34 protein-coding genes are annotated in these 26,363 nt (G+C 59.7%); 18 read left to right on the forward strand and 16 right to left on the reverse strand.

Features of this window, described 5'->3' with window-relative positions; translation table 11 throughout:
* Positions 1-9: 9 nt before the first annotated feature.
* The 4 genes from GS614_RS19400 to GS614_RS19415 form a co-directional block, all read right to left on the reverse strand.
* Positions 10-360 carry a hypothetical protein gene (locus GS614_RS19400; RefSeq protein ID WP_171120295.1) on the reverse strand — a complete coding sequence of 117 codons (351 nt, stop codon included), beginning with the start codon at positions 358-360 and terminating at the stop codon, positions 10-12.
* Between the two features lie 53 nt (positions 361-413).
* Positions 414-3,869 (reverse strand): chromosome segregation SMC family protein, encoded by a 3,456-nt coding sequence (locus GS614_RS19405; protein ID WP_171727109.1) that lies wholly within the window; start codon positions 3,867-3,869, stop codon positions 414-416.
* Between the two features lie 140 nt (positions 3,870-4,009).
* Entirely contained in the window at positions 4,010-4,417 is a 408-nt protein-coding gene (locus GS614_RS19410) for a hypothetical protein (protein ID WP_171120297.1), read from the reverse strand.
* A gap of 44 nt (positions 4,418-4,461) precedes the next feature.
* Positions 4,462-5,655: a PLP-dependent aminotransferase family protein gene (locus GS614_RS19415; RefSeq protein WP_171169208.1), complete on the reverse strand. Its 1,194-nt coding sequence runs from the start codon at positions 5,653-5,655 to the stop codon at positions 4,462-4,464.
* A 150-nt stretch (positions 5,656-5,805) separates the two neighbouring features.
* On the opposite strand from GS614_RS19415, the gene GS614_RS19420 reads away from it, so the two are divergent.
* Positions 5,806-6,576 carry a FadR/GntR family transcriptional regulator gene (locus tag GS614_RS19420; RefSeq protein WP_171364537.1) on the forward strand — a complete coding sequence of 257 codons (771 nt, stop codon included), beginning with the start codon at positions 5,806-5,808 and terminating at the stop codon, positions 6,574-6,576.
* Between the two features lie 42 nt (positions 6,577-6,618).
* Here the strand turns inward: GS614_RS19420 and GS614_RS19425 are convergent, their stop codons facing one another.
* The 6 genes from GS614_RS19425 to GS614_RS19450 form a co-directional block, all read right to left on the reverse strand.
* Positions 6,619-7,452, reverse strand: coding sequence for a hypothetical protein (locus GS614_RS19425; RefSeq protein ID WP_171727110.1), 834 nt, complete (start codon positions 7,450-7,452; stop codon positions 6,619-6,621).
* 201 nt (positions 7,453-7,653) lie between these two features.
* Positions 7,654-8,214 carry a F0F1 ATP synthase subunit B gene (locus tag GS614_RS19430; RefSeq protein WP_170344804.1) on the reverse strand — a complete coding sequence of 187 codons (561 nt, stop codon included), beginning with the start codon at positions 8,212-8,214 and terminating at the stop codon, positions 7,654-7,656.
* Positions 8,215-8,219: 5 nt separating this feature from the next.
* On the reverse strand, positions 8,220-8,771 hold the full coding sequence (locus tag GS614_RS19435) for a F0F1 ATP synthase subunit B' (protein WP_171727111.1): 552 nt from the start codon (positions 8,769-8,771) through the stop codon (positions 8,220-8,222).
* Between the two features lie 86 nt (positions 8,772-8,857).
* Complete coding sequence (locus GS614_RS19440) at positions 8,858-9,082, reverse strand: F0F1 ATP synthase subunit C (RefSeq protein ID WP_005981269.1); 225 nt, start codon at positions 9,080-9,082, stop codon at positions 8,858-8,860.
* A 48-nt stretch (positions 9,083-9,130) separates the two neighbouring features.
* Positions 9,131-9,889 carry a F0F1 ATP synthase subunit A gene (locus GS614_RS19445; protein ID WP_152457047.1) on the reverse strand — a complete coding sequence of 253 codons (759 nt, stop codon included), beginning with the start codon at positions 9,887-9,889 and terminating at the stop codon, positions 9,131-9,133.
* A gap of 2 nt (positions 9,890-9,891) precedes the next feature.
* A complete protein-coding gene (locus tag GS614_RS19450; protein WP_171727112.1) occupies positions 9,892-10,224 on the reverse strand; it encodes an AtpZ/AtpI family protein in 333 nt (110 codons plus the stop codon).
* A gap of 231 nt (positions 10,225-10,455) precedes the next feature.
* Between GS614_RS19450 and GS614_RS19455 the strand changes: the two genes are divergently transcribed.
* The gene (locus GS614_RS19455; RefSeq protein WP_171120302.1) at positions 10,456-10,791 is read left to right on the forward strand and encodes a metalloregulator ArsR/SmtB family transcription factor; all 336 of its coding nucleotides are present in this window, start codon (positions 10,456-10,458) and stop codon (positions 10,789-10,791) included.
* Here GS614_RS19455 and GS614_RS19460 read toward each other — a convergent pair.
* The 3 genes from GS614_RS19460 to GS614_RS19470 form a co-directional block, all read right to left on the reverse strand.
* A complete protein-coding gene (locus GS614_RS19460; RefSeq protein WP_171617510.1) occupies positions 10,788-11,201 on the reverse strand; it encodes a universal stress protein in 414 nt (137 codons plus the stop codon). The two genes, GS614_RS19455 and GS614_RS19460, sit on opposite strands and share 4 nt — an antisense overlap.
* 125 nt (positions 11,202-11,326) lie before the next feature.
* Positions 11,327-12,241, reverse strand: coding sequence for a DMT family transporter (locus tag GS614_RS19465; RefSeq protein WP_171617509.1), 915 nt, complete (start codon positions 12,239-12,241; stop codon positions 11,327-11,329).
* A complete protein-coding gene (locus GS614_RS19470; protein WP_152457042.1) occupies positions 12,238-13,116 on the reverse strand; it encodes a LysR family transcriptional regulator in 879 nt (292 codons plus the stop codon). Before GS614_RS19470 ends, GS614_RS19465 begins: the two co-directional genes overlap by 4 nt.
* Before the next feature lie 120 nt (positions 13,117-13,236).
* Between GS614_RS19470 and GS614_RS19475 the strand changes: the two genes are divergently transcribed.
* Positions 13,237-13,818, forward strand: a complete 582-nt coding sequence (locus tag GS614_RS19475; protein ID WP_171169218.1) for an FMN-dependent NADH-azoreductase — start codon at positions 13,237-13,239, stop codon at positions 13,816-13,818.
* Between the two features lie 70 nt (positions 13,819-13,888).
* On the forward strand, positions 13,889-14,626 hold the full coding sequence (locus GS614_RS19480; RefSeq protein WP_171727113.1) for an aspartate/glutamate racemase family protein: 738 nt from the start codon (positions 13,889-13,891) through the stop codon (positions 14,624-14,626).
* Here the strand turns inward: GS614_RS19480 and GS614_RS19485 are convergent, their stop codons facing one another.
* Positions 14,627-15,157 (reverse strand): prolyl-tRNA synthetase associated domain-containing protein, encoded by a 531-nt coding sequence (locus tag GS614_RS19485; protein WP_171727114.1) that lies wholly within the window; start codon positions 15,155-15,157, stop codon positions 14,627-14,629.
* Between the two features lie 279 nt (positions 15,158-15,436).
* Between GS614_RS19485 and GS614_RS19490 the strand changes: the two genes are divergently transcribed.
* Positions 15,437-15,961, forward strand: coding sequence for a hypothetical protein (locus GS614_RS19490; protein WP_171232707.1), 525 nt, complete (start codon positions 15,437-15,439; stop codon positions 15,959-15,961).
* Here the strand turns inward: GS614_RS19490 and GS614_RS19495 are convergent.
* Positions 15,958-16,845 carry a sulfotransferase domain-containing protein gene (locus tag GS614_RS19495; protein WP_171232708.1) on the reverse strand — a complete coding sequence of 296 codons (888 nt, stop codon included), beginning with the start codon at positions 16,843-16,845 and terminating at the stop codon, positions 15,958-15,960. The genes GS614_RS19490 and GS614_RS19495 overlap by 4 nt on opposite strands.
* A 251-nt stretch (positions 16,846-17,096) precedes the next feature.
* Here GS614_RS19495 and ffh point away from each other — a divergent pair, with 251 nt between their 5' ends.
* The 11 genes from ffh (at position 17,097) to GS614_RS19550 (ending at position 24,441) form a co-directional block, all read left to right on the forward strand.
* Positions 17,097-18,593: a signal recognition particle protein gene (ffh, locus tag GS614_RS19500; RefSeq protein WP_171617503.1), complete on the forward strand. Its 1,497-nt coding sequence runs from the start codon at positions 17,097-17,099 to the stop codon at positions 18,591-18,593.
* A gap of 41 nt (positions 18,594-18,634) precedes the next feature.
* On the forward strand, positions 18,635-19,147 hold the full coding sequence (locus GS614_RS19505; RefSeq protein WP_171169228.1) for a GNAT family N-acetyltransferase: 513 nt from the start codon (positions 18,635-18,637) through the stop codon (positions 19,145-19,147).
* The gene (locus GS614_RS19510) at positions 19,144-19,695 is read left to right on the forward strand and encodes a GNAT family N-acetyltransferase (protein WP_171727115.1); all 552 of its coding nucleotides are present in this window, start codon (positions 19,144-19,146) and stop codon (positions 19,693-19,695) included. Before GS614_RS19505 ends, GS614_RS19510 begins: the two co-directional genes overlap by 4 nt.
* Positions 19,692-20,231 carry a GNAT family N-acetyltransferase gene (locus tag GS614_RS19515; protein WP_171727116.1) on the forward strand — a complete coding sequence of 180 codons (540 nt, stop codon included), beginning with the start codon at positions 19,692-19,694 and terminating at the stop codon, positions 20,229-20,231. The genes GS614_RS19510 and GS614_RS19515 overlap by 4 nt, the downstream gene beginning before the upstream one ends.
* A complete protein-coding gene (locus GS614_RS19520; protein WP_170344783.1) occupies positions 20,228-20,524 on the forward strand; it encodes a chorismate mutase in 297 nt (98 codons plus the stop codon). The genes GS614_RS19515 and GS614_RS19520 overlap by 4 nt, the downstream gene beginning before the upstream one ends.
* 71 nt (positions 20,525-20,595) lie before the next feature.
* Positions 20,596-20,961 (forward strand): 30S ribosomal protein S16, encoded by a 366-nt coding sequence (rpsP, locus tag GS614_RS19525; protein ID WP_171727117.1) that lies wholly within the window; start codon positions 20,596-20,598, stop codon positions 20,959-20,961.
* A 12-nt stretch (positions 20,962-20,973) separates the two neighbouring features.
* Entirely contained in the window at positions 20,974-21,609 is a 636-nt protein-coding gene (gene bluB, locus GS614_RS19530; protein WP_171727118.1) for a 5,6-dimethylbenzimidazole synthase, read from the forward strand.
* A gap of 148 nt (positions 21,610-21,757) precedes the next feature.
* On the forward strand, positions 21,758-22,261 hold the full coding sequence (gene rimM, locus GS614_RS19535; protein ID WP_171120329.1) for a ribosome maturation factor RimM: 504 nt from the start codon (positions 21,758-21,760) through the stop codon (positions 22,259-22,261).
* Entirely contained in the window at positions 22,261-23,076 is an 816-nt protein-coding gene (locus GS614_RS19540) for a hypothetical protein (RefSeq protein ID WP_171727119.1), read from the forward strand. Before rimM ends, GS614_RS19540 begins: the two co-directional genes overlap by 1 nt.
* Entirely contained in the window at positions 23,073-23,882 is an 810-nt protein-coding gene (trmD, locus tag GS614_RS19545) for a tRNA (guanosine(37)-N1)-methyltransferase TrmD (protein ID WP_171727120.1), read from the forward strand. The genes GS614_RS19540 and trmD overlap by 4 nt, the downstream gene beginning before the upstream one ends.
* A gap of 133 nt (positions 23,883-24,015) precedes the next feature.
* Positions 24,016-24,441 carry a hypothetical protein gene (locus GS614_RS19550; RefSeq protein ID WP_171727121.1) on the forward strand — a complete coding sequence of 142 codons (426 nt, stop codon included), beginning with the start codon at positions 24,016-24,018 and terminating at the stop codon, positions 24,439-24,441.
* On the opposite strand, the gene GS614_RS19555 is transcribed toward GS614_RS19550, so the two are convergent.
* Positions 24,438-25,238, reverse strand: coding sequence for a GH25 family lysozyme (locus GS614_RS19555; protein ID WP_171120334.1), 801 nt, complete (start codon positions 25,236-25,238; stop codon positions 24,438-24,440). The two genes, GS614_RS19550 and GS614_RS19555, sit on opposite strands and share 4 nt — an antisense overlap.
* A 370-nt stretch (positions 25,239-25,608) precedes the next feature.
* Between GS614_RS19555 and rplS the strand changes: the two genes are divergently transcribed.
* Together rplS and rpmE are read left to right on the forward strand one after the other, a co-directional pair.
* The gene (rplS, locus tag GS614_RS19560) at positions 25,609-25,992 is read left to right on the forward strand and encodes a 50S ribosomal protein L19 (RefSeq protein WP_152457026.1); all 384 of its coding nucleotides are present in this window, start codon (positions 25,609-25,611) and stop codon (positions 25,990-25,992) included.
* Between the two features lie 11 nt (positions 25,993-26,003).
* The gene (rpmE, locus tag GS614_RS19565; protein ID WP_050605278.1) at positions 26,004-26,225 is read left to right on the forward strand and encodes a 50S ribosomal protein L31; all 222 of its coding nucleotides are present in this window, start codon (positions 26,004-26,006) and stop codon (positions 26,223-26,225) included.
* Positions 26,226-26,363 lie beyond the last annotated feature (138 nt).

A 26,363-nucleotide genomic window follows, 5' to 3' on the forward strand; every position in this document is an offset into this window, starting at 1 on the left:
TGGTACGCACTACTCCGGCCGCACCGGATAGCGGTCGCCCTTCTCGTCTATCAGGATCAGTCGCCCCCCGCTACGCACGTACAGATCACAGCGGCTGAACCCATTGCGGTACGCGATGCACACGCTGCCATCATCGGCAATCGCGTAAGTTCCAAAGGCAGAATCTCCGCTTGCGTATGTGTAGGAATAGGCGCCCCCGGCCGAGAATTTGGCCTGTCCGTCGTCGTAAAAGGTCAGTGTCTGCCCCGCCAAAGCATCAAGCTCTGCGGCTGTAAGGGGCGTATCCCCGGTTTTGACGGGCCAGTCGGCTGCAAATACAGGGCCGGCGGCGATGAGGGCGGGGATCAGGAAGCGCGTCATGCGCTCACGTTAGCGCGATAAAGCCGCAACCGTCATAAACTTCCAGTGAGCGGTCAGGCGACCATCTGTTCGGCCTTCTTCAGATCGACCGAAACCAGTTGGCTGACTCCCTGTTCCTGCATTGTGACACCGAAAAGGCGATCCATGCGCGCCATCGTCACCGCATGGTGGGTGATGATCAGGAACCGCGTGTCAGTCTGGCGGCACATCTCGTCCAGCAGATCACAGAAACGCGTCACGTTTGCATCATCCAAAGGCGCATCAACCTCGTCCAGCACGCAGATCGGAGCTGGATTGGCAAGGAAGACGCCGAAAATCAGCGCGGTCGCCGTCAGGGTCTGTTCTCCGCCCGACAGCAGGCTGAGAGTCGACAGTTTCTTGCCAGGCGGCTGGCACATGATCTCAAGGCCCGCATCCAGCGGGTCGTCACTTTCGACCATCACAAGATTGGCCTCGCCGCCCCCAAAGAGATGCTTGAACAACATGGCAAAGTTCGAATTCACCTGTTCAAACGCGGTCAGCAACCGCTCGCGCCCTTCGCGGTTGAGGCTGGCGATCCCGCTGCGCAGCGCCTTGATTGCCTCTTCCAGATCGGCTTTTTCGCTGCTGAGCGTATCGAATTCTTCCTGAACTTCCTTGCTGTCTTCCTCGGCCCTCAGGTTCACGGCCCCCATCGCATCGCGCTGACGTTTGTGACGGTTCACTTCGGATTCCAGAACGTCCGCAGCTGGCATCTGGTCGGGGTTCACTTCCAGCTGGTTAAGCAATTGGTTCGGGGTCAGTTGCTGATCCTCGGCAATCCGTTCCGCCGCCGCGACAACACTTTCCTTGGCCGCGTCACAGCGCGCCTCGGCCGCGGCACGGCTTTCGCGCGCTTCTGATGCCAGACGCTCGGCCTCCCGTTCGGCCAGAACGATTTCACGGTGCATAGCCTCGGCTTCGGCCAATTTGTCGGCGGCTTCGGCGCGCCGTGCTTCGGCGGCTTCGATCTGTTCGTTCAGCTCCTCACGCGCCTCGGCGATTTCGCCGGGCACGGCCATGGCCTCCGTCAGCTCTTCTTCCGAGCTTTCCTTGCGCTCGGCAAGTTCGGAAATCCGCTTTTCAGCCGTTTCCAAACGGTGGCGCCACCCGCTGAGATCTTTCGCGACCTCCTGGGTACGACGCGTGCGAGCGTCCCCCTCACGGCGCAGCTCGTCATGAGTCGAACGGTGGGTCAGCATGGTGATCCGCGCCGCCTCGACCGTCTGCTTGATGTCTTCGACCTGTGCGCGGGCACTGTCGAGATCACCCAGACCGGCCAAAGCCGCTTCGGCGTCGCGCAGTTGCGCGCGGGCGGCCGTGGCGTCGTCCTTGTGGCGGTCAACGGCGAGGGTCAGAGTTTCCAGCTTGCCCTGGGCCAGATTGCGGTCGGCCTCGGCCCGCGACAGTGCGCGCGCGGTTTCGGCCATGCGCTGATCAGCAGCACGGCGGGCCTCACGCGCGCGCCGGTCTGCCTCGGTCACATCCGCCAATTGCTGAGACAGCGCCTCATGCGCGGCACGGGCACCGTCAGCCTGTGCTTCGGCACGGGCAAGGTCCTGTTTCAGTGCTTCCAGCTTGTTGAGCTGCTCCAACCGCAGAGCAGCAGCGCTTGGCGCGTCTTCGGCCCAGGCACGGAACCCGTCCCAGCGCCAAAGGTCGCCCGAGCGAGACACGAGACGCTGGCCAGGTTTCAGCGATGCCTGCAACCGAGCGCCCTGATCCGCATCCACCAACCCGATTTGCGCAATGCGTCGGCTGAGACGATCGGGGCCCGATACATGAAGCGCCAGAGGCTCGGCCCCTTCAGGCAATGGCTGGTCGCTGTCATATCCAGCCACCTGCACCCAGCCGGATGGCCCGTCACCCTCGACCAGCGGCGCGCGAAGATCGTCGGCCAGAGCAGCACCCAAAGCCTTTTCATAACCGGGTTCGACGCGCAGCAGGTCCAGCACCTGACCGCCTTCCGCCGTGTCGCGTTCCACCAGCTTGGCCAGCGCCGTGGTTTCGGCCCGGATCGCGCCCAGCTCGCCTTCTGCCTCGGACCGTCTCGCCCGAGCCTCGGCTTCGCGCGCTTGCGTTTCGTTGCGCAGTTCATCCGCCGCGGCAAGCGCCTCTTCGGCGGCTTCCACCGCTTCACGGGCTTCTTCTTCGCCCGATTGGGCGTCTTCAAACGCCTCGCTGGCGCGGATCAGGGCCGTCTTGGCCTCGTCCACGGCTTTCCGGGCTTCTTCCTCTTCACTTTCGGATCGGGCCAGTGTCTTGCGGCTGTCTTCGACCAGACGCTGGGCGGACTGGTGCCGGGCGACAAGACGGGCCATATCTTCGGTTTGCTGCGACAGGTAGTCTTCGCGTTCCTGTAGGATCGAGGCTGCCTCGCGGGCGATTTCCGCCGCTTCGGCCACTTTCTCATCGTGACCTTCTGCCGCTTTGGCCAGTTCGCGCGCTTCCCATTCCAGCCGCTCAATCATTTGTCCCGCATCGCGGTTCAATCCGGCTTCGCGTTCGATATCGTTGGCCAGCTGCTGGATTCGGTTGGTCAGCGTCTCGATCGCTTGACGGGCGCGGGTTTCCTGATCGGACAATTGATCGCGCTGCACCTGCTGGCGTTGCAGCACGGCGGCGGCAATGGCCTCCTCCTCGCGCAGCGGCGGCAGGGTTTCCTCGATCTCGGCACGTTTTGCGGCGGCAGCGCGGGCTTCAGCCTCGGCACGGGAGGCTTCGGTGATCCGCTCACGCAGTTTTTCTTCGGCCTGCTGGCGGGCCATGTCGGCCTCTTTCCAGCGTCGATACAGCAGCATCCCCTCGGCCTGACGCAGCTGTTCGCCAATTTCACGATAGCGGGCCGCCTGACGGGCCTGACGCGCAAGCTGGGCCAGTTGTCCGCCCAACTGCTCCAGCACGTCATCGACGCGGGTCAGGTTGGCTTCGGTGCCTTTCAGCTTGAGCTCGGCCTCATGGCGACGCTGATACAGGCCCGAGATCCCGGCGGCCTCTTCCAGAATGCGCCGCCGGGCGCGCGGCTTGGCGTTGATCAACTCGGCAATGCGGTTCTGTCCGACCAACGCGGGCGAATGCGCACCGGTCGAAGCATCGGCAAACAGCATCTGCACATCGCGCGCACGAACGTCTTTGCCATTGGTCTTGTAGGCACTGCCCACATCGCGGGTGATGCGGCGAACGATTTCCAGTTGATCGCTGTCGTTGAACCCCGACGGCGCCAGACGTTCCGAGTTGTCCATGGTCAGGACAACTTCGGCAAAGTTGCGCGCGGGTCGCGTGGCGGCCCCGGCAAAGATCACGTCTTCCATCGCGCCACCGCGCATGGATTTGGGGCGGTTTTCACCCATCACCCAACGCAAAGCTTCCAGAAGGTTGGATTTGCCGCAACCATTCGGGCCCACCACACCGGTCAACCCGTCCGCGATGATCAAATCGGTCGGATCAACAAAGCTTTTGAAGCCGGTCAGTTTGAGCTTGCTGAAACGCAATGGCTGCGTGCCCCATGATTCCTGTGCATTGGAAGTCTGCGCAAGGGATGGGGTCTGAGTCAACGGAGTTGCGCAGGATATGGGATATCACCCCAAGTTATCCACAACATCTTGCCGAAACACGCAAGAACGCGCGCATCTCAATACGGCGTGCATTCAAAGACCTGATACCCGTTTTCCCCACCGACGTTTTCATAAAGACCAAAGTCGATGCATTCGTAATTGGGGGTCGAGACGGCCGTCAGCAAAAGCCGCTCACCCGCATCACGGTCACACCCCAAAACCCCAACGGTCACGGCTGCATCCCCCAGCACGTCCAGAATCGGACATCCCGAAACCTGCGCCATCGCCAAAGCGGCGCGATCCCGGACCGGGCCCAGCCGAGGGGCGTATTGCGCGTTGATCCGCACAGCCTCGGCCAGGTCGCCGCGCACACGCACATCAAAGACACTGCCATTCACAGCCACGCGCGTGGCTGGAACGTCGCGGAAATGCGGAGTGCCGGCGGCGCAGGCGGCCAGCAACAGAGGTGCGAGAAACCGGATCATGCCGCAGAGTTGCAGCATTTTGGTTAACAGAACCTTTCCGGACGTCAGGCCCGCAGCACCTCTCCCAGTCGGCGAATGCCTTCGCGTATTGTCGCCTCGTCAGAATTCGAAAAACTGAGACGGATCGTGTTTGCCCCGCTGCCATCCGGGAAAAACGCCTGCCCCGGAACAAAAGCTACTTTGACGGTGTCCAGCGCACGCGCCAGCAGGTCAGAGCCAACCATCCCCTCGGGCAACGTGACCCAGATGAACATCCCCCCTTCGGGACGTGTCCAATCCACCCCGTCAGGCATATGCTGGTCCATGGCGTTCAGCATCACATCACGACGGGCGCGATAGACATTTCGTACTTTCGGAATATGGGTGTCGAAACAGGCCTGCGCCACCTGATGCACAGCCATCTGGTTGATGGTCGCGGAATGAAGATCAGCTGCCTGTTTCAACAGCACCATTTGGGAAATGACTGGCTTGGACGCAACGACCCATCCCATACGCAAACCCGGCGACAGCGTTTTCGAGAAACTGCCGCAATAGATCGTCCGACAGTCCTCGATTGACCCTTTGCGGGCCTGCTCCAATGACAGTATGGGGGGGATCGGATCCCCGTCATAGCGCAGAGCCTGATAGGCTCCGTCCTCTATCAACGCGCAATCCAGTTCCTCGGCCAGATCCAGCAGAGCCTCTCTGCCCTGCAAGTCCACGGTTTCTCCTGTCGGGTTCGCAAAATCCGCCGACAGATAGGCAAATTTCACTGCGCCTGCGCCCGCTGCGGCCTTGTATTCCTTGGCCCCCTGATTGCCATTGAGCCGGTCAAAGCGTGGCTCGTAGGCGTTGAATGCAGCCAGCGCGCCCAGATAAGTGGGCCACCCGACCAGGGCCGTGTCACCGGGGGACAGGAACAGCTTGCCCAGATAGTCCAGCGCCTGCTGTGACCCCGAGGTGATCAGGATGTTGTCGATGTCACAGGCCACCCCGATTTCGCGCATGTGCTGCGCCAGCCACTGCCGCAATGGGACATAGCCTTCGCTGACCGAATATTGCAGCGCCTGCGCTTGCAAATCCGGCCCCAGGGCCTGTTGAAACGCCTGTGCAAACGCATCGGCGGGAAACAGTGCGGGATCAGGAATCCCACCAGCAAAGGAAATGATGCCGGGTTGGTCAAGCAGCTTCAGCAATTCGCGAATCTCTGACGCTTTCATTCGCGAGGCCCGGGTGGCAAACAAAGGGTGTTGGGACATGAGGCTCCTCCGATCTCAATTCGGTGCAGCCTAAGCTCTCCACTATTAAAGTCAATATTGCTGACCTAATTATTCAATGGATGCGGCCGGGGATTCTTGAACAGTACCGACGTCCATGGTCAAATGAATTGACCAATTTCGGAAGATGAGATGCCATTTCACAAAGTTCAGACGGAAAAGCTGTCGCTCGCAGTCGTTCGCCAGATCGAGCTTTTGATCCTGCGAGGCATCCTGCGCCCCGGCGAGCGCCTGCCATCCGAGCGGGAGTTGGCAGAGCGCATGGGCGTTTCGCGCCCGTCCCTGCGAGATGCGATTTCCGACCTTCAGGAACAGGGGCTTTTGACCGCGAAGGCCGGATCCGGGATCTATGTGGCCGAGGTTCTGGGCTCTGCCTTTTCACCGGCACTGATCCGTCTGTTCGGCAGCCATGAAGAAGCCGTATTCGATTACCTGTCCTTTCGCCGTGACATGGAAGGGTTGGCGGCGGAACGGGCCGCGCGCCTGGGGTCAGACAGCGACCTGAAGGTCGTTCAGGCGGTCTTTGACAAGATGCAGGCGGCCCACAACCGAAACGCTGCGAATGACGAGGCGCAGCTGGACGCCGAGTTCCACATGGCCATCATCGAAGCCAGCCACAATGTGGTGATGCTGCACATGATGCGCTCGATGTATGACCTTCTGGTGCAGGGGGTGTTCTACAACCGTCAGACCATGTTCCGTCAGCGCGCCACCCGCGAGGCCATCCTGGATCAGCACCGCGCCATCAATGCGGCGCTGCAAGAGCGTGATCCTCTGGCCGCCCGAAATGCAATCGAACGCCATTTGGATTTTGTGGAACGCTGCATGGCGGACCAGCAAAAGGCCGATCGGAACGAAGCTATTGCGCAACAAAGGCTGCAACACGAAACCGGGCGGGGCTGAGCGCGGTCCGGATTTTGCAGACTTGGCAGGGCAAGGCCGGGACTAGGCAGCGCCTGACGCGGCTGGCAGCAGATGTCGGGGGAACGGCGCGCCGCTGCCTTCTCCCAGACGGTTCTCCGCGGCCAGTGTCGTCAGCGCCGGGTCGATGAACAGCCTTGCGCCGCGATCTCTCAGACGTTTGTGCAGCATTACATGTTCGCACACCTGTTGGCCTTTTTCGTCCCGGCAAGTATAGCGCAACCCTCGCAGCGCGCGGGATTTATACAACCCGGCACCGCCGAATGCGCTGTCGACCGGGATCAGGGGCATATCGGCAGGAATGTGAAACTGGCGGTCAAAAACAGCGGACTTCATGACAGACCGGCGCCACTTGCGACGCCCGAACAGCGGCCGGCGCGTGCTTTGAATGCGTTGCCACACGTCTTCATCACACCAACCCGAACAACGCAAAGCGTAGATATCGTCATATGCTGGTTTTGGGTTGGCGAAAACACCCTCCCACAACGGGGCGACCCGCTGCGCTGCTGTCAGAACCGCCTGGGCATCCAGGCAGGTATTCGGACCATCCAGATCCAACACCAGCGTCAACTCCAGGTCCGTGTCCTGATCCTCGAGTTTTTTGAGAACTGCATTTCTGGCCGTCGTGATACGCTCGACCCGGTTTGGCAATTCTGACGCAAGACCATCCAGTCGCAGGATATCGACATGCCGGCTTTGACCCGCATAGTCGGACAACACTTGATCCGTACCGTCCGTGTTGTCGTTCGTGGCAATGGTGACGGTGAACCGGTGCAACTGCGCAGACAGGTTTTCGATTCTGTTGATCGTGTCGATCAGCGCCGACCCGCCATTTCGAACGACGCCGACAATATTCATCGAAAATGCGTTGCCTGACACCGCCTGTCTTTCCCTGTTGTTTTCACGCCCCCATCAGGGCGCTCCTATCAACCTGATCACCGGCAGGTCGTAGGATTCGGAGTGTTTTAAACAACAGAAACAGAAGCACGACGAAAACAAAAGACCCGACAGCCAAAAGCTCTCGGGTCGTCTGTATCACGTGTCTGTCGGGGTCACCCGTCAGTGCAGCTTTGCATCCACATCTGCAATCGATGCATCGATCAGCTTGTTGGCCTGCGCTGCGGTCATTTGCTTTGCCAGAACCGAGCTGGCCGCCGAAACCGCAACCGATACGGCCTGATCACGCACTTCCTTCAGTGCAGACGCTTCGGCCGAAGCGATCTGGTCCTGAGCTGCGGCCAGACGACGCTCGATCGACTTTTCCAAGTCAGCTTTCGCCTGTTCTGCCGCCAAGGCCGCGTCTTCCTTCGCTGCCGCGACGATCGCATCGGCCTGCCCCTGAACTTCACGCTGCTTGCGCTCGTACGAGGCCAGCAAACTGCGGGCTTCTTCATGCAGAGCACGGGCTTCGTCCAGTTCGGACTTGATGCCTTCGGCACGGTTGTCCAGCGCGCCACCGATCATACCGGGAACCTTGAAGTAGAACAGGACCGCAATGAAGACGATGAAGCCCAGAAGGACGACAAAGTCGGTATTGCCAAGCGAAAAGAACGGGCCGCTTGCAGCCAGCGCGGGGCTGGCGGCACCAACGGTCAGGATAAGGGCAAGAGTGTTCCGCATGTCACTTATCCTTTCGTCTGTGCGTCTACTGCACTGTCGATGACTTTGGCATCTGCCTCGCCGCCCAGTGCGGTGACCAGTTCAGCCGCCGTATCCTTGGCAACCACTTGAATGCTTTCCAGCGCACCGGCACGGATTTCGGCGATTGCCTTTTCCGATTCAGCCGCCTTGGCAGCGATTTCCGCATCCGCCTTGGCAATCGCGTCATCCAGTCCAGCCTGAATTTCTGCGCGAGCTTCGGCAGCGATACGCTGCGCTTCGGCACGGGCATCGGCCAGCGCCTTGTTATAGGCCTCTTCGGCCTCGACCGCCTTGGCCTTCAGATCTTCGGCCGCAGCCAGGTCATTTGTAATGGTCCCCTGACGTTCAGCCAGGATTGCCGCGATGCGCGGCAGGGCCACGCGGGACAGGACCAGAAAGATGACGACCAGCGTAATGACCAGCCAGAAAATCTGGTTGGGGAACCAATCGAAGCAGAGCTGTGGCATCCCGATGGCAGAGCCATAGGAGTCGACGCACGAGCCAGCTACCTCTTTTGTAAGGGGTTCAGTCGCCATGATATCCTCCGTCGGAAACTTGTCTTTACAACAGGTGGGCCGCTATGGCTTGGACCCACCTGCGCGTAAGGATCAGGTTCCGCAGATTATACGGCGAACATCAGCAGCAGCGAGACCAGGAATGCGAAGATCCCCAGGGCTTCTGCGAACGCGATACCGATGAAGAGGGTTGCGGTCTGCGAAGCAGCCGCCGAAGGGTTGCGAAGGGCGCCGGCCAGGAAGTTGCCTGCTACGTTGCCCACCCCGATTGCGGCTGCGCCGGAACCGATTGCTGCCAGGCCTGCGCCGATGTGTGCGAGATCGCCTTCCATGATGTATCTCCTTACGAATTGGAAGTTTCGATGTTGGGTGTTCGGACCTTAGTGCGACGGATGCAGCGCATCTTTCAGATAAACACAGGTCAGAATGGTGAATACGTAGGCCTGAATGAAGGCCACAAGGACCTCAAGACCATACATAGCGGTGATCGCCAGAACCGACACGGGCGAGATCACGGCAATCGCGGCGAAGCCTGCGAAAACCTTGATAACCGCGTGGCCAGCCATGACGTTTCCGGCAAGACGAATGGAGTGGCTGACCGGACGCACGAAGTACGAGATCAGCTCGATGATCGCCAGGATCGGGCGCAGCGCCAGAGGCGCGCTGGAGACCCAGAACAGACCCAGGAATGCGGCGCCGTTCTTCACGAAACCCAGCACGGTCACGGTCAGGAACACGGCCAGCGCCAGCGGGATGGTCACGGCAAAATGCGATGTGGTGGTGAACGAGGTCGGGATCAGCCCCAGGAAGTTTGCGCAGACGATGAACATGAATAGGGTCATGACATAAGGGAAGTATTTCACGCCTTCCTTGCCGCAGATGTCTTCCAGCATCTTGTAGATGAAGCCATAGGCCAGCTCGGCCACCGACTGCATACGGGTCGGAACGATGGCGCGTTTCGAGGTGGGCAGTACCAGCAGAGCGATTATGGCCAGCACCGCAAAGAACAACCACAGGGTCACGTTGGTGACGGTGAACATGCCTACTGCACCGTCGCCGAACAGTGGCTTGACGATGAACTGATCCATCGGGTGGAATACCAGGCTGCTGCCTTCTGCTGCGGTGGTCTCAGTTGCCACGTTCAGTCCCTCTCGTCCTTCTCGGCAGCCGATGCCGCCGCTTGTTTATCTTGAGCCTCTTTCGCGCTGCGGAGCATAACCTTCACGCCCGCGACAAGGCCCAGCAATGTGAACAGCACCAGAAAGATCGGGATCGTCCCGAGCAGGCTGTCCAGCCCGTATCCGATGCCAAATCCGATCCCCAGACCGGATACCATTTCGATGACCATCCGCCAGGCAAGCTCGCCCCCGGACACGTCAGCATCCGCACGAGGCTTTGGCGCTTTGGCCTTTTTCGCCGCTTCGATCTTGGCCTCAAGCTGCGCCATACGCTGCTTTTGGTCATCATCGGTCACGGGCGTTTCCCTCGTACAATCTTGGGCATGGTGCTAAGGCGCGAAGCGCGCAGAGTCAACGACCTTGAATGCCCTCATTGACGCAGTCTAAAGTATTGAAAATATTATGTTTTTCAGAAGTCACAGGGCGTGTCATTGGTTTCGAGGGCCACCATCGCGCCGCCAAAGCCCTGAATCCGCATATTCAACCAAATGGTTGACCAATCCCGGCGGCTATGGTTGAGCGGACGCATGTCCAACGATCTCGACACCGTCTTTGCAGCCCTCGCCGACCCCACCCGCCGCGCCATTCTGGCGATGCTGCTGGAGGATGACATGGCGGTGACGGATGTGGCCGAACCGTTCGAGATGTCGCTGGCCGCGATCTCCAAACACTTGGTCATACTGACCAAGGCCGGTCTGATCAGTCAGGAAAAACGCGGGCGGGTAAAATGGTGCAAGCTGGAACCCGACGCCTTGCGCGCCGCTTCGGTCTGGATGCAGGGGTTCGGACAATTCGAGCCCGTCAATCTGGACGCGTTCGAACGGTTTCTGGAAGCTGAACTGCCAACGTCGGGCGAGGCCTAGCGCACCACAAAAACAGACATGCTGGCGTGTTTCGCCAGATAACCGGCGTGGCTGGAAAAAATATAGTCGGTGATCCGGGGCGCGTGGGTGCCGACAATGACCAGATCTGCGCCGATCTCCTCGGCCGCGCGGGTCAGATCGCTGTCCACCTCAGCGGCAACGTCGACCGAGTGGATTTTGCGCATCGAAACGTCAGATCCACTTTCTGCGGCCAACTGTTCGGTGAACTCCGCCAATTCCTTGTCGATCTCGGCCTCGGTTTCCGAGGATTCACCCATATGGGCCCCGGTGACGCTGACAAGAGTGATTTTGGCGCTCTGCCACTTTGCAACCTGCCCGGCAACATCGGCTGCTTTGCGAACTTCGGGCGGTAGATGCCGGTCAACCGGCAACATGATATGTTTGAACATGATCTCCTCCATTTGCCTGCCAAAGAGGTTATGGAAAGGCCCACAGGGGTGCCTTGATCTGGCTCAACAAATTCCACCTCTGGAATGCATATTGGATCTGCCGGATTTTCCAGCGAAGACATGGCTTATTCCATGGCGCGGCGCACTGGCACCGAGGGCGGAACTTCCTCTTTCAACAACATCAGCAGGGCGATGATTGTCAGCGCCACACCACCCAGGATCAAACCGGTTGGCACGCCTTTGCCCAGCGCAATCTCCCACAAAATGACCCAGCTGGGAACCAGGTAGGTATAGGCCATGACCTTGGCCGACGGCAGCCGCAAGGAAGAAAACTGCACCAGCACGAAGCTGGCTGCCGTTGCAAAGAACGAAATGTAGAACAGGCCGATCCAGACAATAGCCGGAAGCCCGGCCCAATCGGTTGCCATCAGCTCGGACCAGCCGAACACGACCAACAACAGACACCCGGCGACCAGCGTACCGAAGGTGAATACCACGGCGGGCTCTCCTCGGTTCAGCTTGCGTATCATGGGCGTATAGATCGCATGGGCGACGCAGCCCCAGAAATAGATGATTTCGCCGCCACCGATTTCAAAGGCGCGGAACATTTGCCAATCGGCCCGGAAAATCACCCAAAGCGCCCCCACAGCGCCAATGGTCAGGGCCAGCGCCATGCGCGGAGTCGTGATTTGGCGCAACAAGACCCACCCCGCCATGGCAGAGACAACTGGTGTCAGGGTGAACACCGCTGCCGCACTGACAGGTGGGGCGGTTTGCAACCCATAGAACATCAGGACGAAATAGGTGGCGAACAAAGCCCCGAGCACCAGATAGCGCCAAGGGGCCTGCGCGGCGCTGCGCGGCAGGCCGGTTGTCGCCAGTGCGGCCAAACCAATCACGGCAGCCGCAATCGCAAAGCGAACCGCATTCAGGGCGGCTGGCGCGATTTCGTTGGCGATCATGGACCCCAACGAAAAGCTGCCTGCCACAAGGGCTGAAAAGGCAAGCATGGCCAGATGGCCACGCATCTGCGGGCTCATGGCTGCCAGCCTTTGGCTTCTTCTTTCAAAAAGCTCAGGAACGCCTGTACCTTGGTGGTGCGGTGCAAGTCCACGTGGGTCACCAGCCACAGATTGCCGAACCATTCCGGCAGCGGATCAATCACCTCGACCAGATTGTCGTGGCGGGCAGCCTCCCAACGGGCCATGAAGCCGATGCCGGCACCGGCCAGAACGGCCTCGCGCATGCAGAAGTTGTTGGTACAGCGGAAGGTGATGCGATCGGCGGGTACTGTCGCGCGCAGCCAGCGGGTGAACGGCGCGCGGCTGGTCTCATCATCGGAACTGACGAAGTGATGGCGTGCAAAATCTTCGATTCCGGATGGCTTGCCGAACCGTTCGATGTACGAGGCGCTGGCATAAAGACCAACTTCCTCTTGCCGGAAAGGCTGGACGACATTGTCGGGTTGATCAGGGGCCGATCCGGCGCGGATCGCCACATGCGCTTCACCGTATTCCAGCCGGAACAGCCGGTCGCCCGTCAGGTATCGCACGATCAGGTCCGGATGCATCTTTTGAAACGCCGTGAGCGTCGGCACCACCAACGGGGCAAGAGACCCCAGGGAAGTCACGACCAATTCACCCGAGACATCGTCTCCGCGACCCTTCATCCGGCCGACAAGCTGGTTGAACTGATCTTCGGTCGCCTGTGCCACGCGCAACAGATCGTCGCCTGCTTCGGTCGGCGTATACCCACGGGCATGGCGCTGGAACAGTTTGACACCCAATCGCGCCTCGATCGCATCAATGTGACGGATCACGGTGGCGTGGTGAACGCCCAGAACCTCTGCCGCGCCGCTGACCGTCCCCATGCGTGCCACCTGATAGGCGGTTCTCACCTCATCCCAATTATCCATGGCAATGTCGTCACTGTGCAATTTCCAACAATAACTGTTGATGTATCCGAGTTTTGTTCATCAACGCAACAATCATATTGGGCGCAGGACAAGATTCCCCTGACTGAAAGGACCAAAACAATGACCAAAACGATCCTTCACATCGACTCATCCGCCCGCCGCGTGAACTCGACCACGCGCGATCTGTCTGACCGTGTGGTCAAGCAACTGGGCGCAGACCGCATCATCCGCCGCGATCTGGCCACCCCCCTGCCCCTGCTGACAGAAGACTGGATCGCCGCCAATTTCACCCCCGCCGAGCAGCGCGACGATCTACAGCGCGACCGGCTGGCCCTGTCGGACGAACTGGTTACCGAACTGCAAGAGGCCGACACCATCGTCATCGGCCTGCCGATCTACAACTTTTCGGTGCCTGCCGCATTCAAGGCCTGGGTCGACCTCGTGGCGCGCGCGGGCCTGACCTTTTCCTACACGGAAAACGGCCCCAAAGGCCTGCTGGAAGGGAAACGTGCGATTCTGGCCATCGCATCTGGCGGCGTTCCCGTCGGATCCGAAGCTGATTTCGCCACCAATTACGCGCGCCACGTTCTGGGTTTCATCGGCATTCATGACGTTGACGTCATCGCCGCGGATCAGATGGCCGTGAACCCGGATGCGGCGCTGGAAAATGCCCACAAGGCGGTTGCGGAGCTTGCAGCCTGATCGCCTCTGGCCAACGAGCGTGGAAACGTCCAGTCTGCATGCGAGCAAACAGGCAGACTGGATGGGCCACATGAAGAAAATCGGCATTCTGGGCGGTGTTGGCTGGGCCTCGACCGTCGATTACTACCGGGCGATTGCCGAAGGGGCCGGGCGTTATCACGCGGAACGCGGCCATGGTTCGCCTTTGCCGATCCCACCGATGACCATCGAATCCGTTACGCAGGCCAGAACGCGCGCCCTGCGCGGAGTCGCCGGTGATGAGGCAAGCTGGGCGGATTTTGACGCGGTGTTCCGCGATGCCCTGCTGACTCTCGAACGCGCCGGGTGCAATTTTGGCATTATCGCGTCCAACACCCCCCATGCGCGGCTTCACGCGATACGGCAGGGTGTCTCGATGCCGATCCTCAGCATCTTTGACGCAACCGCCGAGGCGACGGCAGGTGCCGGCGCATCACGGGCTCTGGTCCTGGGAACCACCGTGACAATGCAGGCCACCAACTATGCGAACCGATTGGCCGCCGAAGGCATTGCCGCGAATGAACGGTTGCCCGAACCCGAGATTTCCCAGATGCAGGCCATGATCGACAGTGATTTCTATGGTGGTGCGTCTGACATCGCCCGCGCCAGACTGCTGGCGTTTTGCGACAAGCACGCCAGCCCCGGAACCGCGATCCTGCTGGCCTGTACCGAGCTTCCACTGGCTTTTCCCAACCACCTGGACGATCCGGTGTTCGAAGCTGACGGGCATCTGTTCGTCAACCCGTCAGCCGCGCATGTTGCCGCCGCATTGAAAGAGGCGCTGATGTAATCAGGGCAACCACGTGACCGCGCAGCCGATGCGCTCGAAAAAGGCCATCATGTCGGCCCGCGTCAGGGCCACGGTGCGGTCGTTGACAAGGGGGTGCATGTAAATCACCTCGGCCTGCTGTGCCGCCGCATCCATGAAGAACCTGACATCATTCTGAACACCGTTGATCATCGCCAGCGGACTGACGGCGCCGGGACGTATGCCGAGATTCTGAAACAGCCGGTCCGCCGAGCCGAAGGACAGGTTGCCTATGCCCAACTCGGCCCCCAAAGCCTTGAGATCAATCTCGCGACTTTGTTCCAAGGTCACCAGATAGTTGCGCTTTTTCTTGTCGCGCAGATACAGGTTCTTGACCCGCAGCGCGTTCTCTCCGGGTGTCATGAACTGGTCTTCGACCGCCTTTGCATCCTCGACCGTACGCAATGGCACATGGGTATGCAGGCGATAGGTCAGCTCCCAATCTTCCATCTGCGCAAGCAATGCGTCCGAACTCAGCGGCAAAGTGTCCTGATGGGTGGATGAAGCGTCCATGAAGCCCTCGCTTTTTGGGGATTGCTCATCGCGCAACAAAGCTTGGAATTCAAGCGCGAGACATACAATTGCGTGGGTGATACCCGCCCGAATGAAAATCGCGCGCATCACAGGCGCAGTCAGCGTCTGGCGTGCCGAACCTGGCCTTGACCCCGCCAACCACACTGCCCGAGATCAAGGACGTTGCTGCGCTGGCCCTGCGCGTTTCAGCCTGATTTCACGAAAGACCGTGATGAAACAAACTGGAACAGGGTGTTGGAACGGTGCTAGCGTACCGCCATGAAAGTGACCCGAGACACCCCAAACCAACTGATCATCGCCAATACGCCCTGGTTCATCGGTATCACGCTGGTCATTTTCATTCTGGCCTTTGTCGGCCCCGGTATCTTTCTGATGAGCACGGGCGGCGAAGGCATCTGGTTCGGCCTGATCTTCGCCCTCGGCGGAGGCGGTCTTGGGTTTGGTGCGTTTTGTGTTTTCGTAAGACGGGTTCAGATCATTCTGGATCGGCACAAAGACAGTATCCTGATCCGCCGCCAATCGGTTTTTGGTTATGAAGCGGTCGAACACACACTGTCCAACCTGTCCCACGCAGAAATCGAAAGCACGACATCCCGTGGCAAAAACGGCACCTCGACGCTGTATCGCCCGGTCCTTGTTCTTGAGAAAGGCATGAGCGCGGGTCGCCATCCCATTGTCGAAGCGTTTTCCAGCGGCTCCGGCTCTCACCGGTTGGCAGAGGCGGTGAATGACTGGCTTCCATCGAAACCAGGCCAAGACCGTCGCGCAGTCGGGACAAACTAAGACGCCAGGCCGCGTTCCAGCCACAAGCGCTCTTCGGCTGAGACCAGCCGGGACATGCAGGCGTCATATCGCGCCATGTCCTGCTCGGTCAGTTTGCCTTCCCACTTGTTGCTTGTGCCCGAAGAGAAGAACTGCGCAAAGTCGTGAAACCCACTGGTGAATCCGGGGGTTTGCTCCAGACGTATGGCGTTGTTTTTCATTGATCCGAAACTGCCGGCCTCGGCTATGTCTTTGACCAGGTCCGGGTCAATTTCGATGTCCATGATCCGTGCAAGCCGCGCGACCTGTCCCGGAAGATCCCGGCTGAGCTCGGCATAGTGCAGAAAATGGATGTTGGGCAGGTCGCGATACATCCAAAAGGAGTGGAAGTGATGAATGATCGATCTGAGGGTCAGGTCATCTGTGCCCTTGGATGACGCGGGCCGGTTCAAAAACATGTCGAAAGCTTCCGACAGATCGTCGGGGAACAGGTAATCAAGCCAGTCATGTTTCATATTCTCGACATGGCGGCGCATTGAAAAATGCACGTCAACCGGATGGCGGTGAACAACCAGATATTGCGCATTTGGCGAGAACACGATGCCATCAAGCGGGGTATGTGTCTTGATACAGCGCCGATGTCTTTGCGCGCTCAGTTCATCCGCCTGCGCGACCCGATCGCGAAAACTGCAATCAAGCCACGGTGAGACCCTGTTGTCGTACACACTGGGGTCGGCCGTTTCGGTGATGAGCATGCGCACCAGTGTTTGCGTCCAAGTGGTGCCGCATTTGGGCGGTGTGCACACAAAGACGTCGCTGGGCCGGATCTCGAATCCGGACCATATATCGGTGTTGGTCACTTCGCCGACATAGTCGGTCGTCTTTCGCGGCAGACCATTCTTCATCGCCCCCTCCCTCAGCTTCAATCACGCAGAATAGCCCGCAATGTGACACTCACATAGCTTATCTTGACTCACACGGCCCAGAGGCGTAGATGACGCCCCAACATCCGGAAGCCTTTCGATCTTCCGGTCCCTTGAGTCGTTCAGGGATCGCCCCCCACCAGCGAGTTTCGCCCGTGGGGGCGTTTGTGCATTGACCCGTCTGCCCTTATCTAAGGGGCGCCAAACCAGAACCGGCTAAGGAGGCCGCAGGCATGTTTGAAAATCTATCCGAACGCCTCTCTGGCGTCTTCGACCGGTTGACCAAACAGGGTGCCCTGTCCGAAGAAGACGTCAAAACCGCCCTGCGTGAGGTCCGCGTTGCCCTGCTTGAGGCCGACGTCTCGCTGCCGGTTGCAAGGGAATTCGTCAAGAAAGTTCAAAGCCAGGCCACCGGTCAGGCAGTCACCAAGTCGATCACCCCCGGCCAGCAGGTCGTCAAGATCGTGCATGACGCTTTGGTTGACACCCTGCGTGGCGAGGAAGACCCCGGTGCGCTGAAGATCGACAACCCGCCCGCGCCGATCCTGATGGTCGGCTTGCAGGGTTCGGGTAAGACGACGACCACCGGCAAGCTGGCGAAACGTCTGAAAGAGAAAGAGGGCAAGAAGGTCCTGATGGCCTCGCTGGACGTCTACCGTCCGGCGGCGATGGATCAGCTTGCGGTTCTGGGCACTCAGATCGGGGTGGACACCCTGCCGATCGTTCCCGGCCAGAAACCTGTCGATATTGCCAAGCGCGCCAAACAGCAGGCGACGCTGGGTGGTTACGACGTCTACATGCTCGACACTGCGGGCCGTCTGCACATCGACGAAGTACTGATGGACGAGGTCGAGCAGGTGCGCAACGTGGTTGACCCGCGCGAGACGCTGCTGGTCGTCGACGGGCTGACCGGGCAGGTTGCCGTTGAGGTGGCCGAGGAGTTCGACGCCAAGGTCGGTATCTCGGGCGTGGTCCTGACACGGATGGACGGCGACGGGCGCGGCGGTGCGGCCCTGTCGATGCGCGCCGTGACCGGCAAGCCGATCCGCTTTGTCGGTCTGGGCGAGAAGATGGACGCGCTCGAAACATTCGAGCCGGACCGGATCGCCGGTCGGATTCTGGGCATGGGTGACATCGTTGCCCTGGTCGAAAAGGCCCAGGAAACGATGGAGATGGAACAGACCGAGCGCATGATGAAGCGCATGGTCAAGGGTCAGTTCAACATGAACGACCTGAAGATGCAGCTGGAACAGATGATCCAGATGGGCGGCATGCAGGGCATGATGGGCATGATGCCGGGCATGGGCAAGATGGCCAAGCAGATGGATCAGGCCGGTCTGGACGACAGGATCCTGCGCCAGCAGATCGCCATGATCCAGTCGATGACCAAGCGCGAACGCGCCAACCCGCAGATCCTTCAGGCCAGCCGCAAGAAACGCATCGCGGCGGGGTCCGGGATGGAGGTCAGCGACCTCAACAAGCTGCTCAAGATGCACCGGCAAATGTCGGACATGATGAAGAAGATGGGCAAGATGGGCAAAGGCAAGATGTTGAAACAGGCCATGAAAGGCATGTTCGGCAAAGGCGGCCCCAGCCCCGAGGAGATGGCCGCAGGCATGGATCCCAAGGCGCTGGAACAGGCGGCCAAGGCCATGGGCGGCAAGATGCCCGGTCTGGGCGGCGGGATGGGTCTGCCACCGGGCCTGAGCGGGTTCGGAAAGAAAAAGTGACCCCCGCACGCTGTACCCAGCCCCCGTCCGGAAAGGCGGCGATGGCAGCAGCGCAATATCGCGCAGCCTTGCCGGTCATTCAGACCCGGCGGCTGGTACTGCGCGTGCCCACTCTGGAAGACCTGCCGGTGTGGACGTCGATCTGCGAGGACAGCTTTGGCGACGCCCCGCAAGCCGCGTGGACCGAGTTTTCCTATTATACCGCGGGCTGGCTTCTACATGGTCACGGCCTGTTCACGGTCACGCTCAAGGGTGATGATCGGGCAATTGGCTTCGTCGTTCTGGGTTTGGAATGGGACGATCACGAGCCGGAACTTGGCTATATGTTCGGCGCTGAACACCGGATGCAGGGCTATGCCACCGAGGCTTGCGCCGCCGTGCGTGATTTCGGATTTGACCTGCTGGGATCGGGGCAGTTCGTAAGCTATGTTTCGCAATCCAACACCCGTTCGAACGCGCTTGCCCAACGACTGGGCGCAGCGCGTGATGCCGATGCAGAAAGCGCCTTTGGGCCAACCCAGCATGTCTGGCGCTACCGCGAGGTACAGGCATGACATTCGCGATGCCTATCCCTACGCTGGAAACCGAACGCCTGATCCTGCGCGCACCGTCCGAGGCCGACGTCGATGCAGACACCGCCTTCTTTGCAAGCGATGCGGCCAAGTTCGTCGGCGGCCCTCTGCGCAGGGATGAGGTTTGGCGGGTGGTCGCCTCGCTGCTGGGGCACTGGGCCTTGCGCGGCTATGGGTATTGGAGCGTCGATGAAAAAGACACCGGCACCTATGTCGGGCGGATCGGGCTTTGGTTTCCCGAAGGCTGGCCGGAACCCGAAGTTGGCTGGACCCTGTTAAACCACGCCACCGGCAAGGGCTATGCGACCGAGGCCGCGCTGACTGCACGCGCCTACGCCTATGATGTATTGGGCTGGGAAACCGCGATCTCACTGATCGACCTGGACAATCACGCCAGCAAGGCCGTGGCCAAGCGTATGGGCGCGCAGTTCGAGTATCACTATGACCACCCCAAGTTCGGAAAATCCGAAATCTGGCGGCACCCGGCGCCCTCGGATCTGGTGAATGGCGGAATGGAGGCATACGCATGACCTCTTTCACCATTCCCACCATTGAAACCGAACGCCTGATCCTGCGCGCGCCGCATCTGGATGACCTGCCCGCGATGACCGCATTCTTCGCGACCCAGCGCAGCCATTTGGTGGGCGGCCCCAAGGATGCGCGCGAATGTTGGAGCTCATTGTCGAACCGGCTGGGTCATTGGGCGTTGCGGGGTTATGGCCTGTGGCACCTGACCGAAAAGGCCGGCGGCACATTCGTTGGCTGGGCCGGAATGATCTACGTGCCGGGCTGGGCCGAACCGGAACTGGGTTGGACCCTGATGGAAGAAGCCGAAGGCAAGGGGCTGGCCTTTGAAGCTGCATCGGCTGCGCGTGATCATGCCGCCCGGCATCAGGGCCTGAACGGCGTGATCTCGTACATCGCCCATGCAAATGATCGTTCGCGCGCTTTGGCTGAACGGCTTGGTGCAACGCTTGAGCTTGAGAATGCCGAACTTCTGGGCAAGCACGCTCAGATCTGGCGCCACCCGCAGATAGACTTGACCACCGAAAGGACCGGCCAATGACCAACCCCGTGACACAGGCTGCCACGCTGTTGAAAGAGCATCGCGAAAGCATCGACCGGCTGGACGCGATCCTCGTCTATACGCTTGGCGAGCGGTTCAAGCACACGCAGGCCGTTGGCAAGCTCAAGGCCGAACACGACCTTCCCCCGTCCGATCCCTCGCGCGAAGCTGCGCAGATCGCACGGTTAGAAGACCTGGCGAATGAGGCCGATCTGGACCCCGATTTCGCCAAGGCTTTCCTGAATTTCATCATTCAGGAAGTCATCCGACACCACCGGAAGCATCAAGAGTGAACCTCCGGTTCAACAAACACCAGAACTAACCGGCACCCACGCCGGACACGCCATTCAAAGGAGATACCACCATGGCAATGAAAATTCGTCTCGCCCGCGGCGGCTCGAAAAAACGTCCTTTCTATCGCATCGTTGCGGCTGACAGCCGTATGCCGCGCGATGGCCGTTTCATCGAGAAACTGGGCACCTACAACCCGCTGTTGCCGAAAGACAGCGACGAGCGCGTGAAAATGAACATGGAGCGCATCCAGTACTGGCTGGATCAGGGCGCACAGCCCACCGACCGTATCGCACGTATGCTGGAAGCGGTCGGTGCCCGTGACAAGGCCGAGCGCAACAACCCCAACAAGGGAACTCCGGGCAAGAAAGCCCAGGAGCGCGCCGAAGAGAAAGCCGCCAAGGCCGCTGAAGCAGCCGAAGCCGCAGCAGAAGAATAAGCAGGCGCACGCGTGCGGGATCACCCCTTTACAGACGATTTTCGCACGCAGTTCGACCTGTTGTTGCGGCTCCGGCGGGATGTGCGCCGGTTCCGCACCGATGCGATTGACGAGGCAGTGCTGGCGCGCTGCCTCGACGCATTTCGACTGGCCCCTTCAGTGGGGCTCAGCGAACCCTGGCGCGTGATCCGCGTCGAAAGCGAAGCGGCAAGGGCCGCAGCGCTGAAGAATTTTCGCACCGCCAATGACCACGCTTTGGCAGGCTACTCGGGGGACAAGGCGCAGCTATACAGCAGGCTGAAGCTTTCCGGGATGCAGGAAGCGCCTGTGCAACTGGCCGTCTTCTGCGACGACAGCACCGAAAAAGGGCTGGGACTTGGCGCCGGCACGATGCCCGAGATGCGGCGCTACTCTGTCGTGTCCGCGATCACTTTGTTCTGGCTTGCACTTCGGGTGGAAGGGCTGGGGCTGGGCTGGGTTTCCATTCTGGATCCCGACCAGATGAAGCGCGATCTGAGTGTTCCTGAAACCTGGCGCCTGATCGGCTATTTCTGTGTCGGCCGGCCGGAACAGATGTCAGATACACCTGAACTGGAACAGGTCGGCTGGGAAACCCGGGCGCAGGGCCTGACGATCGAAACACGGTAAGGCCTTATGTTCGGATTGATACGACTTCCCATTCTGCTGTTGATCGCCTTTATTGTGGGCGTGTTCTTCGAGCGCAACAACCAGCGCGAAGCCTGCAACGGGCTTGGCGAATGGAGAAACGGGATATGTTTGACGACTGGGGCAGCCAATGAGTGATCTGATCTGCGTCGGCAGCATCGCGGGGGCTTACGGTGTGCGAGGCGAGGTGAGGCTGAAAAGCTTTTGCGCCGTTCCCGAAGATATCGAGACCTATTCGCCGCTGACCGATGAAGCGGGCAAAGAGCGTTATCCTGTGGTATTGACGCGCGCCATCAAGAACGGATTCGCGGCCCGCCTTGGTGGCGTTGAAACCAAGGAACAGGCGGATGCCCTGAATGGGTTGCGCCTTTACGCAAGGCGCGATCAGCTGCCGTCGCTGCCCGATGATGAATTCTACCACAACGACCTGATCGGGCTGGATGTCTATGACACCGGAGGCACCCTGCTGGGCAAGGTCAAATCGGTGCAGAACCACGGCGCCGCGGACTTGTTGGAATTGCACGGGCCGGGCCTGAAAACCACGGTTTTGCTGCCTTTCACGATGCAAGTTGTACCCACGGTGGATCTGGAACAAGGCCGTATCGTGGCCGACCCGCCCGAAGGCCTGATCTGATGCGTCGGGTCCTGCTGCATCTGGGCCTGCACAAGACAGGCATGACCGCAGCACAGTCCTTCCTCCATGAAAACCGGAAACTGATCTGGCCACGCTTCGCGTTGGTTCTGCCCTACAAGACGCGCAACAGCGGCTTGAGCGAGAGCGCCACGCGTCACTCGCTTTACCGGCTGGATTCCACATTGGCAGGTTTTGGAAGCCACCTGCACGCGTTTCTGGACGATCTGGATTTCGGCGCACGCCGGGGGTTGATCCTGAGCGAAGAGAATTTCGCAGGCTTGCGCCCCAGCAGAAACAAGCGTGAAGGTTACGGTGCCGCACCGGAACTGGCGGAAACTCTGGTCAGCGTCGTGCGGCGTCGGTTTCTGGGTCATGAAACCGACATCACGATCTACATATCCTTGCGCGCCCGCGATCAATGGCTGCGGAGCCTGTGGGCACACGACTTGCAGAAATCACGCACGGTGCAGGACTTGGACGCCTTTTCCTCCGACCTTGCCCATTTGCCATCGCTTCAGGAAACCGCTGATGCCGTCCGGAATCGGTTGCCATCCGTCACGGTCAGAACAGAGTGGATGGAGGCGTTGCAGAACCACCGCCTTGGTGCAGGTGCGCCCTTGGCCGAATTTCTGAACCTGCCACCCGAGCTTTCGTCACAACTTGTCGGGCCTGCACATGGCACGCCAACATTTTCAGACGATGTGCTACAGGAAATCCTGGCGCTGAACCGATCCTCGCTGGACGACGCCGCCATGATCACCCAGAAGAAAGCACTGATTCAATCCGCACAGAACGAACTGGCCCGCCAGACATGACAGAGAAACCCAGCAGATCCCACGGCCGCAAGGCGATCCGTCCTTCCCTGAAACCACGCGAGCTGATGACGCCGAGCCCTGATCTGCACGGGGTCTGGAAAGCCAAGATCATCACTTTGTTCCCGTCCGCTTTCCCCGGTGTTCTGGGCGAAAGCCTGACAGGTAAGGCCTTGCAGGAAGGGCTTTGGCAACTGGAAACAGTGGATCTGCGACAGTTCGGTTTAGGCAAACATCGCAACGTTGATGACACCCCGGCCGGGGGTGGCGCGGGCATGGTTCTGCGGGCCGATGTTCTGGGTGACGCGATCGAACATGCGATGGCAGGCGTTCAAGGGAACTGGCCGCTGATCTACCTCAGCCCGCGCGGGCGTCGCATGGACCAGCGCATGATGCAGAATCTTGCCCGTTGTGACGGCATGACCCTTCTGTGCGGTCGTTTTGAAGGCGTGGACGAGCGCGTTTTGGAACATTATGGCGTGCAAGAGGTGTCGTTGGGTGATTTCGTCATGACCGGCGGCGAAATCGCGGCACAAGCCCTGATCGATGCCACGGTACGGCTGATTCCCGGAGTGCTTGGAAATCAGGCTTCGACCGAAGAAGAAAGTTTTGCCTCGGGTTTGCTGGAGCACCCCCAGTATACCCGCCCCGCAGATTGGAAAGGGCGCCCGATCCCCGAGATTCTGATGTCGGGCCATCATGGCCGAATCGCGGAATGGCGGCAAAAAATGGCACAAGACATCACGCGCGAACGGCGTCCTGATATCTGGGCAGAATACGGCAAAGCCAGATCAGAATCCGAAGACTAGACCCGCTCGTTGTGGCCGGGATGCCTCAGTTTCGATGTTTGTCAGAATGCCATTTGAAGTTGAACGCACCTGAACTTATTCACTTCCATGCCCCATTAGTTTTTGGGTAATAAGAAGTGAAATAGAAGGCATTATGAAAAAGTTATTGCTTGGCACGTTACTGATTGCCTCCGCCTGTACCACCAAACCGCTTGGGATGTCGGTTCCGACGCAAGCCGGTCACAATCTGCACTCTGCGAAGGTTGCCGTTGACTCCTGCTCTCAGGAAGCTGACGAGGGCGGCAACAGCGCCGTAATCGGCGGTTATGCAACAAATATCCTGCTTTGGGGCATCATCATCGGGCCTGCGGTCACCGCGCCATTTCAGGACGAACTGCGCCAACAGGGCGAAATCGATCAGGTTGATCGCTGCCTGCGCGCACGCGGTTTCGAGCGGCGCGAACTGACCGCGGGTGAATCGTTCTGGGTCCGCAACGCCTTTGGTGATGAACGCGAACGGCGGCTGGACCACTTGGTCGGGGGCGGCACTATCGAAACCCACGGAACGTCACAAAACTAGCGGCGCGCTTTCCAGCTGGCCCAAGTTTCTGGGGTGCCGTTGAACGTGTTGATGTCCACCCTGCCCTGAACCCCCGGCACCAGCCCGGTGCCGGTGTATTGCCAAAACCGCCAGACCGTGCGGGGATAGACCTGACGCGGATGGCCTGCGACGGATCGCAACCAGAACTCGGTTTTGGGCAAACGCCCGATATCCGTATCCGCAAAGAAATCCACTGTCGTATAGACGATGGGACGCCGGCCATAATGCCGTTCGAGAATGTCCAGAAAGCGCTGCGCTTCGGCGCGGACGGTTCTGCCATCGGGCCGCAACGTGCAGGTCTTGGAATGCGGCGTCCACTCCATGTCAAGAACATGCGGCAGATCTGCCCCTTTCGGGACGTTCTGAATGAACCAACGCGCCTGTTCCCGGGCCGATCGGCAGAAATAATAGTAATGATAAGCCCCCCACGGCACGCCCGCTGCCTGAGCACCGCGCCTGTGGTCGTCGAATAATGGATCCGCCACATCGCCGCCTTCGGTTGCTTTCAGAAACGCAAAGCTTACGCCCGAAGCTTTGGCTGTGCGCCAGTCTATCGGTCCCTGCCAGCGCGAGACGTCAAGCCCGTGGATCGGATACAAGCCGGGGTGACGGCCCTCCCAGTCATGCGGATCGGCATCACCAAAATCAGGATAGATTACGGACGGTGCTGTCCTGTCCACACCCGGCGTGGGTTCCACGACCTGCGGTTTCGGGCCGCCGCGTCCGCACGACATAAGCAAAGCGGCTGCAATCGTCAGCATAAGTGCAATTCGCATCATGGGGTCCTGTCTGAAACTTCTGCTCTTTCAATTTCCTTCAGAATGCCTGATCTGACCGCTGTGGCAACGGTGGGATTTTCGAAAGGCGGATTCCCACTGCTTCGCCATACAATTTGTTCTTGATCCCGGCACTCAATACCTTTAGACGACCGCAATCCGGTGCCGCATTCTGCGACTCCGGTGTTTTGGTTTGATTATCGGCTTCAAGCCCGGCTTTCTTCGGCGGGGATGTGTCAGATCAAACCAGACCAAAGGAACATTCGATCTGACCTCTGGCGGGCTGCATGCAGGACCCGGTGAAGACCAAGAGCTCTCAGGCCGTGCCCAAACTTCGTGGGCCAACCACGAGCATATAGGAGTACCTGCGATGGATCTTATCGCACAGCTTGAGGCGGAACAGATTGCCGCCCTGGGGAAAGACATCCCCGACTTCAAGGCCGGTGACACCATTCGTGTCGGCTATAAGGTGACCGAAGGGTCGCGCACCCGTGTGCAGAACTACGAAGGCGTCTGCATCGCGCGCAACAACGGCAATGGCATTGCCGGTTCGTTCACCGTTCGCAAGATTTCGTTTGGCGAAGGCGTGGAGCGTGTGTTCCCGCTGTATTCGACCAACATCGACAGCATCACCGTTGTCCGCCGTGGCCGCGTTCGTCGCGCCAAACTGTACTATCTGCGCACCCGCCGCGGTAAATCCGCGCGTATCGCAGAGGTCACGAACTACAAGCCCAAGGCTGGCGCCGAAGCGTAAGGAACGGAAAGATGAAAAAAGACATCCATCCCGATTATCACGTCATCGACGTCAAAATGACCGATGGCACAGTGGTTCAGATGAAATCCACCTGGGGCGCCGAAGGCGACCAGCTGGCTCTAGAAATCGACCCCTCCGTGCACCCTGCATGGACTGGTGGTTCGTCGCGCCTGATGGACGCCGGCGGCCGCGTGTCGAAGTTCAAAAAGAAATACGAAGGTCTGGGCTTCTAAGTCTGACTTGTTTCGATTTCGAAAGGCCGTCCCATGGGGGCGGCCTTTTTTCTGGAAGCTTCCATGTGTCTTATGGACGCGAAACCGGACAAGGTGCGTTTTTGCAAAGACCCAGTGATGTTACACTCCGTGTGAACA

This window comes from Ruegeria sp. HKCCD6604 (genome assembly GCF_013110635.1).
In the GTDB taxonomy this organism is placed as follows: Bacteria; Pseudomonadota; Alphaproteobacteria; order Rhodobacterales; family Rhodobacteraceae; genus Ruegeria.

Bases quoted from the DNA above. Each gene is read 5' to 3' on its own strand.
- GS614_RS19470 (WP_152457042.1), bottom strand. From the start codon at position 13,116: ATGGATAATTGGGATGAGGTGAGAACCGCCTATCAGGTGGCACGCATG.
- GS614_RS19505 (WP_171169228.1), top strand. From the start codon at position 18,635: ATGGCAGCAGCGCAATATCGCGCAGCCTTGCCGGTCATTCAGACCCGG.
- GS614_RS19520 (WP_170344783.1), top strand. From the start codon at position 20,228: ATGACCAACCCCGTGACACAGGCTGCCACGCTGTTGAAAGAGCATCGC.
- GS614_RS19540 (WP_171727119.1), top strand. From the start codon at position 22,261: ATGCGTCGGGTCCTGCTGCATCTGGGCCTGCACAAGACAGGCATGACC.
- GS614_RS19455 (WP_171120302.1), top strand. From the start codon at position 10,456: ATGTCCAACGATCTCGACACCGTCTTTGCAGCCCTCGCCGACCCCACC.
- GS614_RS19465 (WP_171617509.1), bottom strand. From the start codon at position 12,241: ATGAGCCCGCAGATGCGTGGCCATCTGGCCATGCTTGCCTTTTCAGCC.
- GS614_RS19490 (WP_171232707.1), top strand. From the start codon at position 15,437: ATGAAAGTGACCCGAGACACCCCAAACCAACTGATCATCGCCAATACG.
- GS614_RS19400 (WP_171120295.1), bottom strand. From the start codon at position 360: ATGACGCGCTTCCTGATCCCCGCCCTCATCGCCGCCGGCCCTGTATTT.
- GS614_RS19430 (WP_170344804.1), bottom strand. From the start codon at position 8,214: ATGCGGAACACTCTTGCCCTTATCCTGACCGTTGGTGCCGCCAGCCCC.
- GS614_RS19485 (WP_171727114.1), bottom strand. From the start codon at position 15,157: ATGGACGCTTCATCCACCCATCAGGACACTTTGCCGCTGAGTTCGGAC.
- GS614_RS19555 (WP_171120334.1), bottom strand. From the start codon at position 25,238: ATGCGAATTGCACTTATGCTGACGATTGCAGCCGCTTTGCTTATGTCG.
- GS614_RS19515 (WP_171727116.1), top strand. From the start codon at position 19,692: ATGACCTCTTTCACCATTCCCACCATTGAAACCGAACGCCTGATCCTG.
- GS614_RS19415 (WP_171169208.1), bottom strand. From the start codon at position 5,655: ATGTCCCAACACCCTTTGTTTGCCACCCGGGCCTCGCGAATGAAAGCG.
- rimM (WP_171120329.1), top strand. From the start codon at position 21,758: ATGAGTGATCTGATCTGCGTCGGCAGCATCGCGGGGGCTTACGGTGTG.
- GS614_RS19475 (WP_171169218.1), top strand. From the start codon at position 13,237: ATGACCAAAACGATCCTTCACATCGACTCATCCGCCCGCCGCGTGAAC.
- GS614_RS19440 (WP_005981269.1), bottom strand. From the start codon at position 9,082: ATGGAAGGCGATCTCGCACACATCGGCGCAGGCCTGGCAGCAATCGGT.
- GS614_RS19435 (WP_171727111.1), bottom strand. From the start codon at position 8,771: ATGGCGACTGAACCCCTTACAAAAGAGGTAGCTGGCTCGTGCGTCGAC.
- rplS (WP_152457026.1), top strand. From the start codon at position 25,609: ATGGATCTTATCGCACAGCTTGAGGCGGAACAGATTGCCGCCCTGGGG.
- rpmE (WP_050605278.1), top strand. From the start codon at position 26,004: ATGAAAAAAGACATCCATCCCGATTATCACGTCATCGACGTCAAAATG.
- GS614_RS19510 (WP_171727115.1), top strand. From the start codon at position 19,144: ATGACATTCGCGATGCCTATCCCTACGCTGGAAACCGAACGCCTGATC.
- GS614_RS19420 (WP_171364537.1), top strand. From the start codon at position 5,806: ATGCCATTTCACAAAGTTCAGACGGAAAAGCTGTCGCTCGCAGTCGTT.
- ffh (WP_171617503.1), top strand. From the start codon at position 17,097: ATGTTTGAAAATCTATCCGAACGCCTCTCTGGCGTCTTCGACCGGTTG.
- GS614_RS19480 (WP_171727113.1), top strand. From the start codon at position 13,889: ATGAAGAAAATCGGCATTCTGGGCGGTGTTGGCTGGGCCTCGACCGTC.
- GS614_RS19410 (WP_171120297.1), bottom strand. From the start codon at position 4,417: ATGATCCGGTTTCTCGCACCTCTGTTGCTGGCCGCCTGCGCCGCCGGC.
- rpsP (WP_171727117.1), top strand. From the start codon at position 20,596: ATGGCAATGAAAATTCGTCTCGCCCGCGGCGGCTCGAAAAAACGTCCT.
- GS614_RS19425 (WP_171727110.1), bottom strand. From the start codon at position 7,452: ATGAATATTGTCGGCGTCGTTCGAAATGGCGGGTCGGCGCTGATCGAC.
- GS614_RS19495 (WP_171232708.1), bottom strand. From the start codon at position 16,845: ATGAAGAATGGTCTGCCGCGAAAGACGACCGACTATGTCGGCGAAGTG.
- GS614_RS19550 (WP_171727121.1), top strand. From the start codon at position 24,016: ATGAAAAAGTTATTGCTTGGCACGTTACTGATTGCCTCCGCCTGTACC.
- GS614_RS19460 (WP_171617510.1), bottom strand. From the start codon at position 11,201: ATGTTCAAACATATCATGTTGCCGGTTGACCGGCATCTACCGCCCGAA.
- trmD (WP_171727120.1), top strand. From the start codon at position 23,073: ATGACAGAGAAACCCAGCAGATCCCACGGCCGCAAGGCGATCCGTCCT.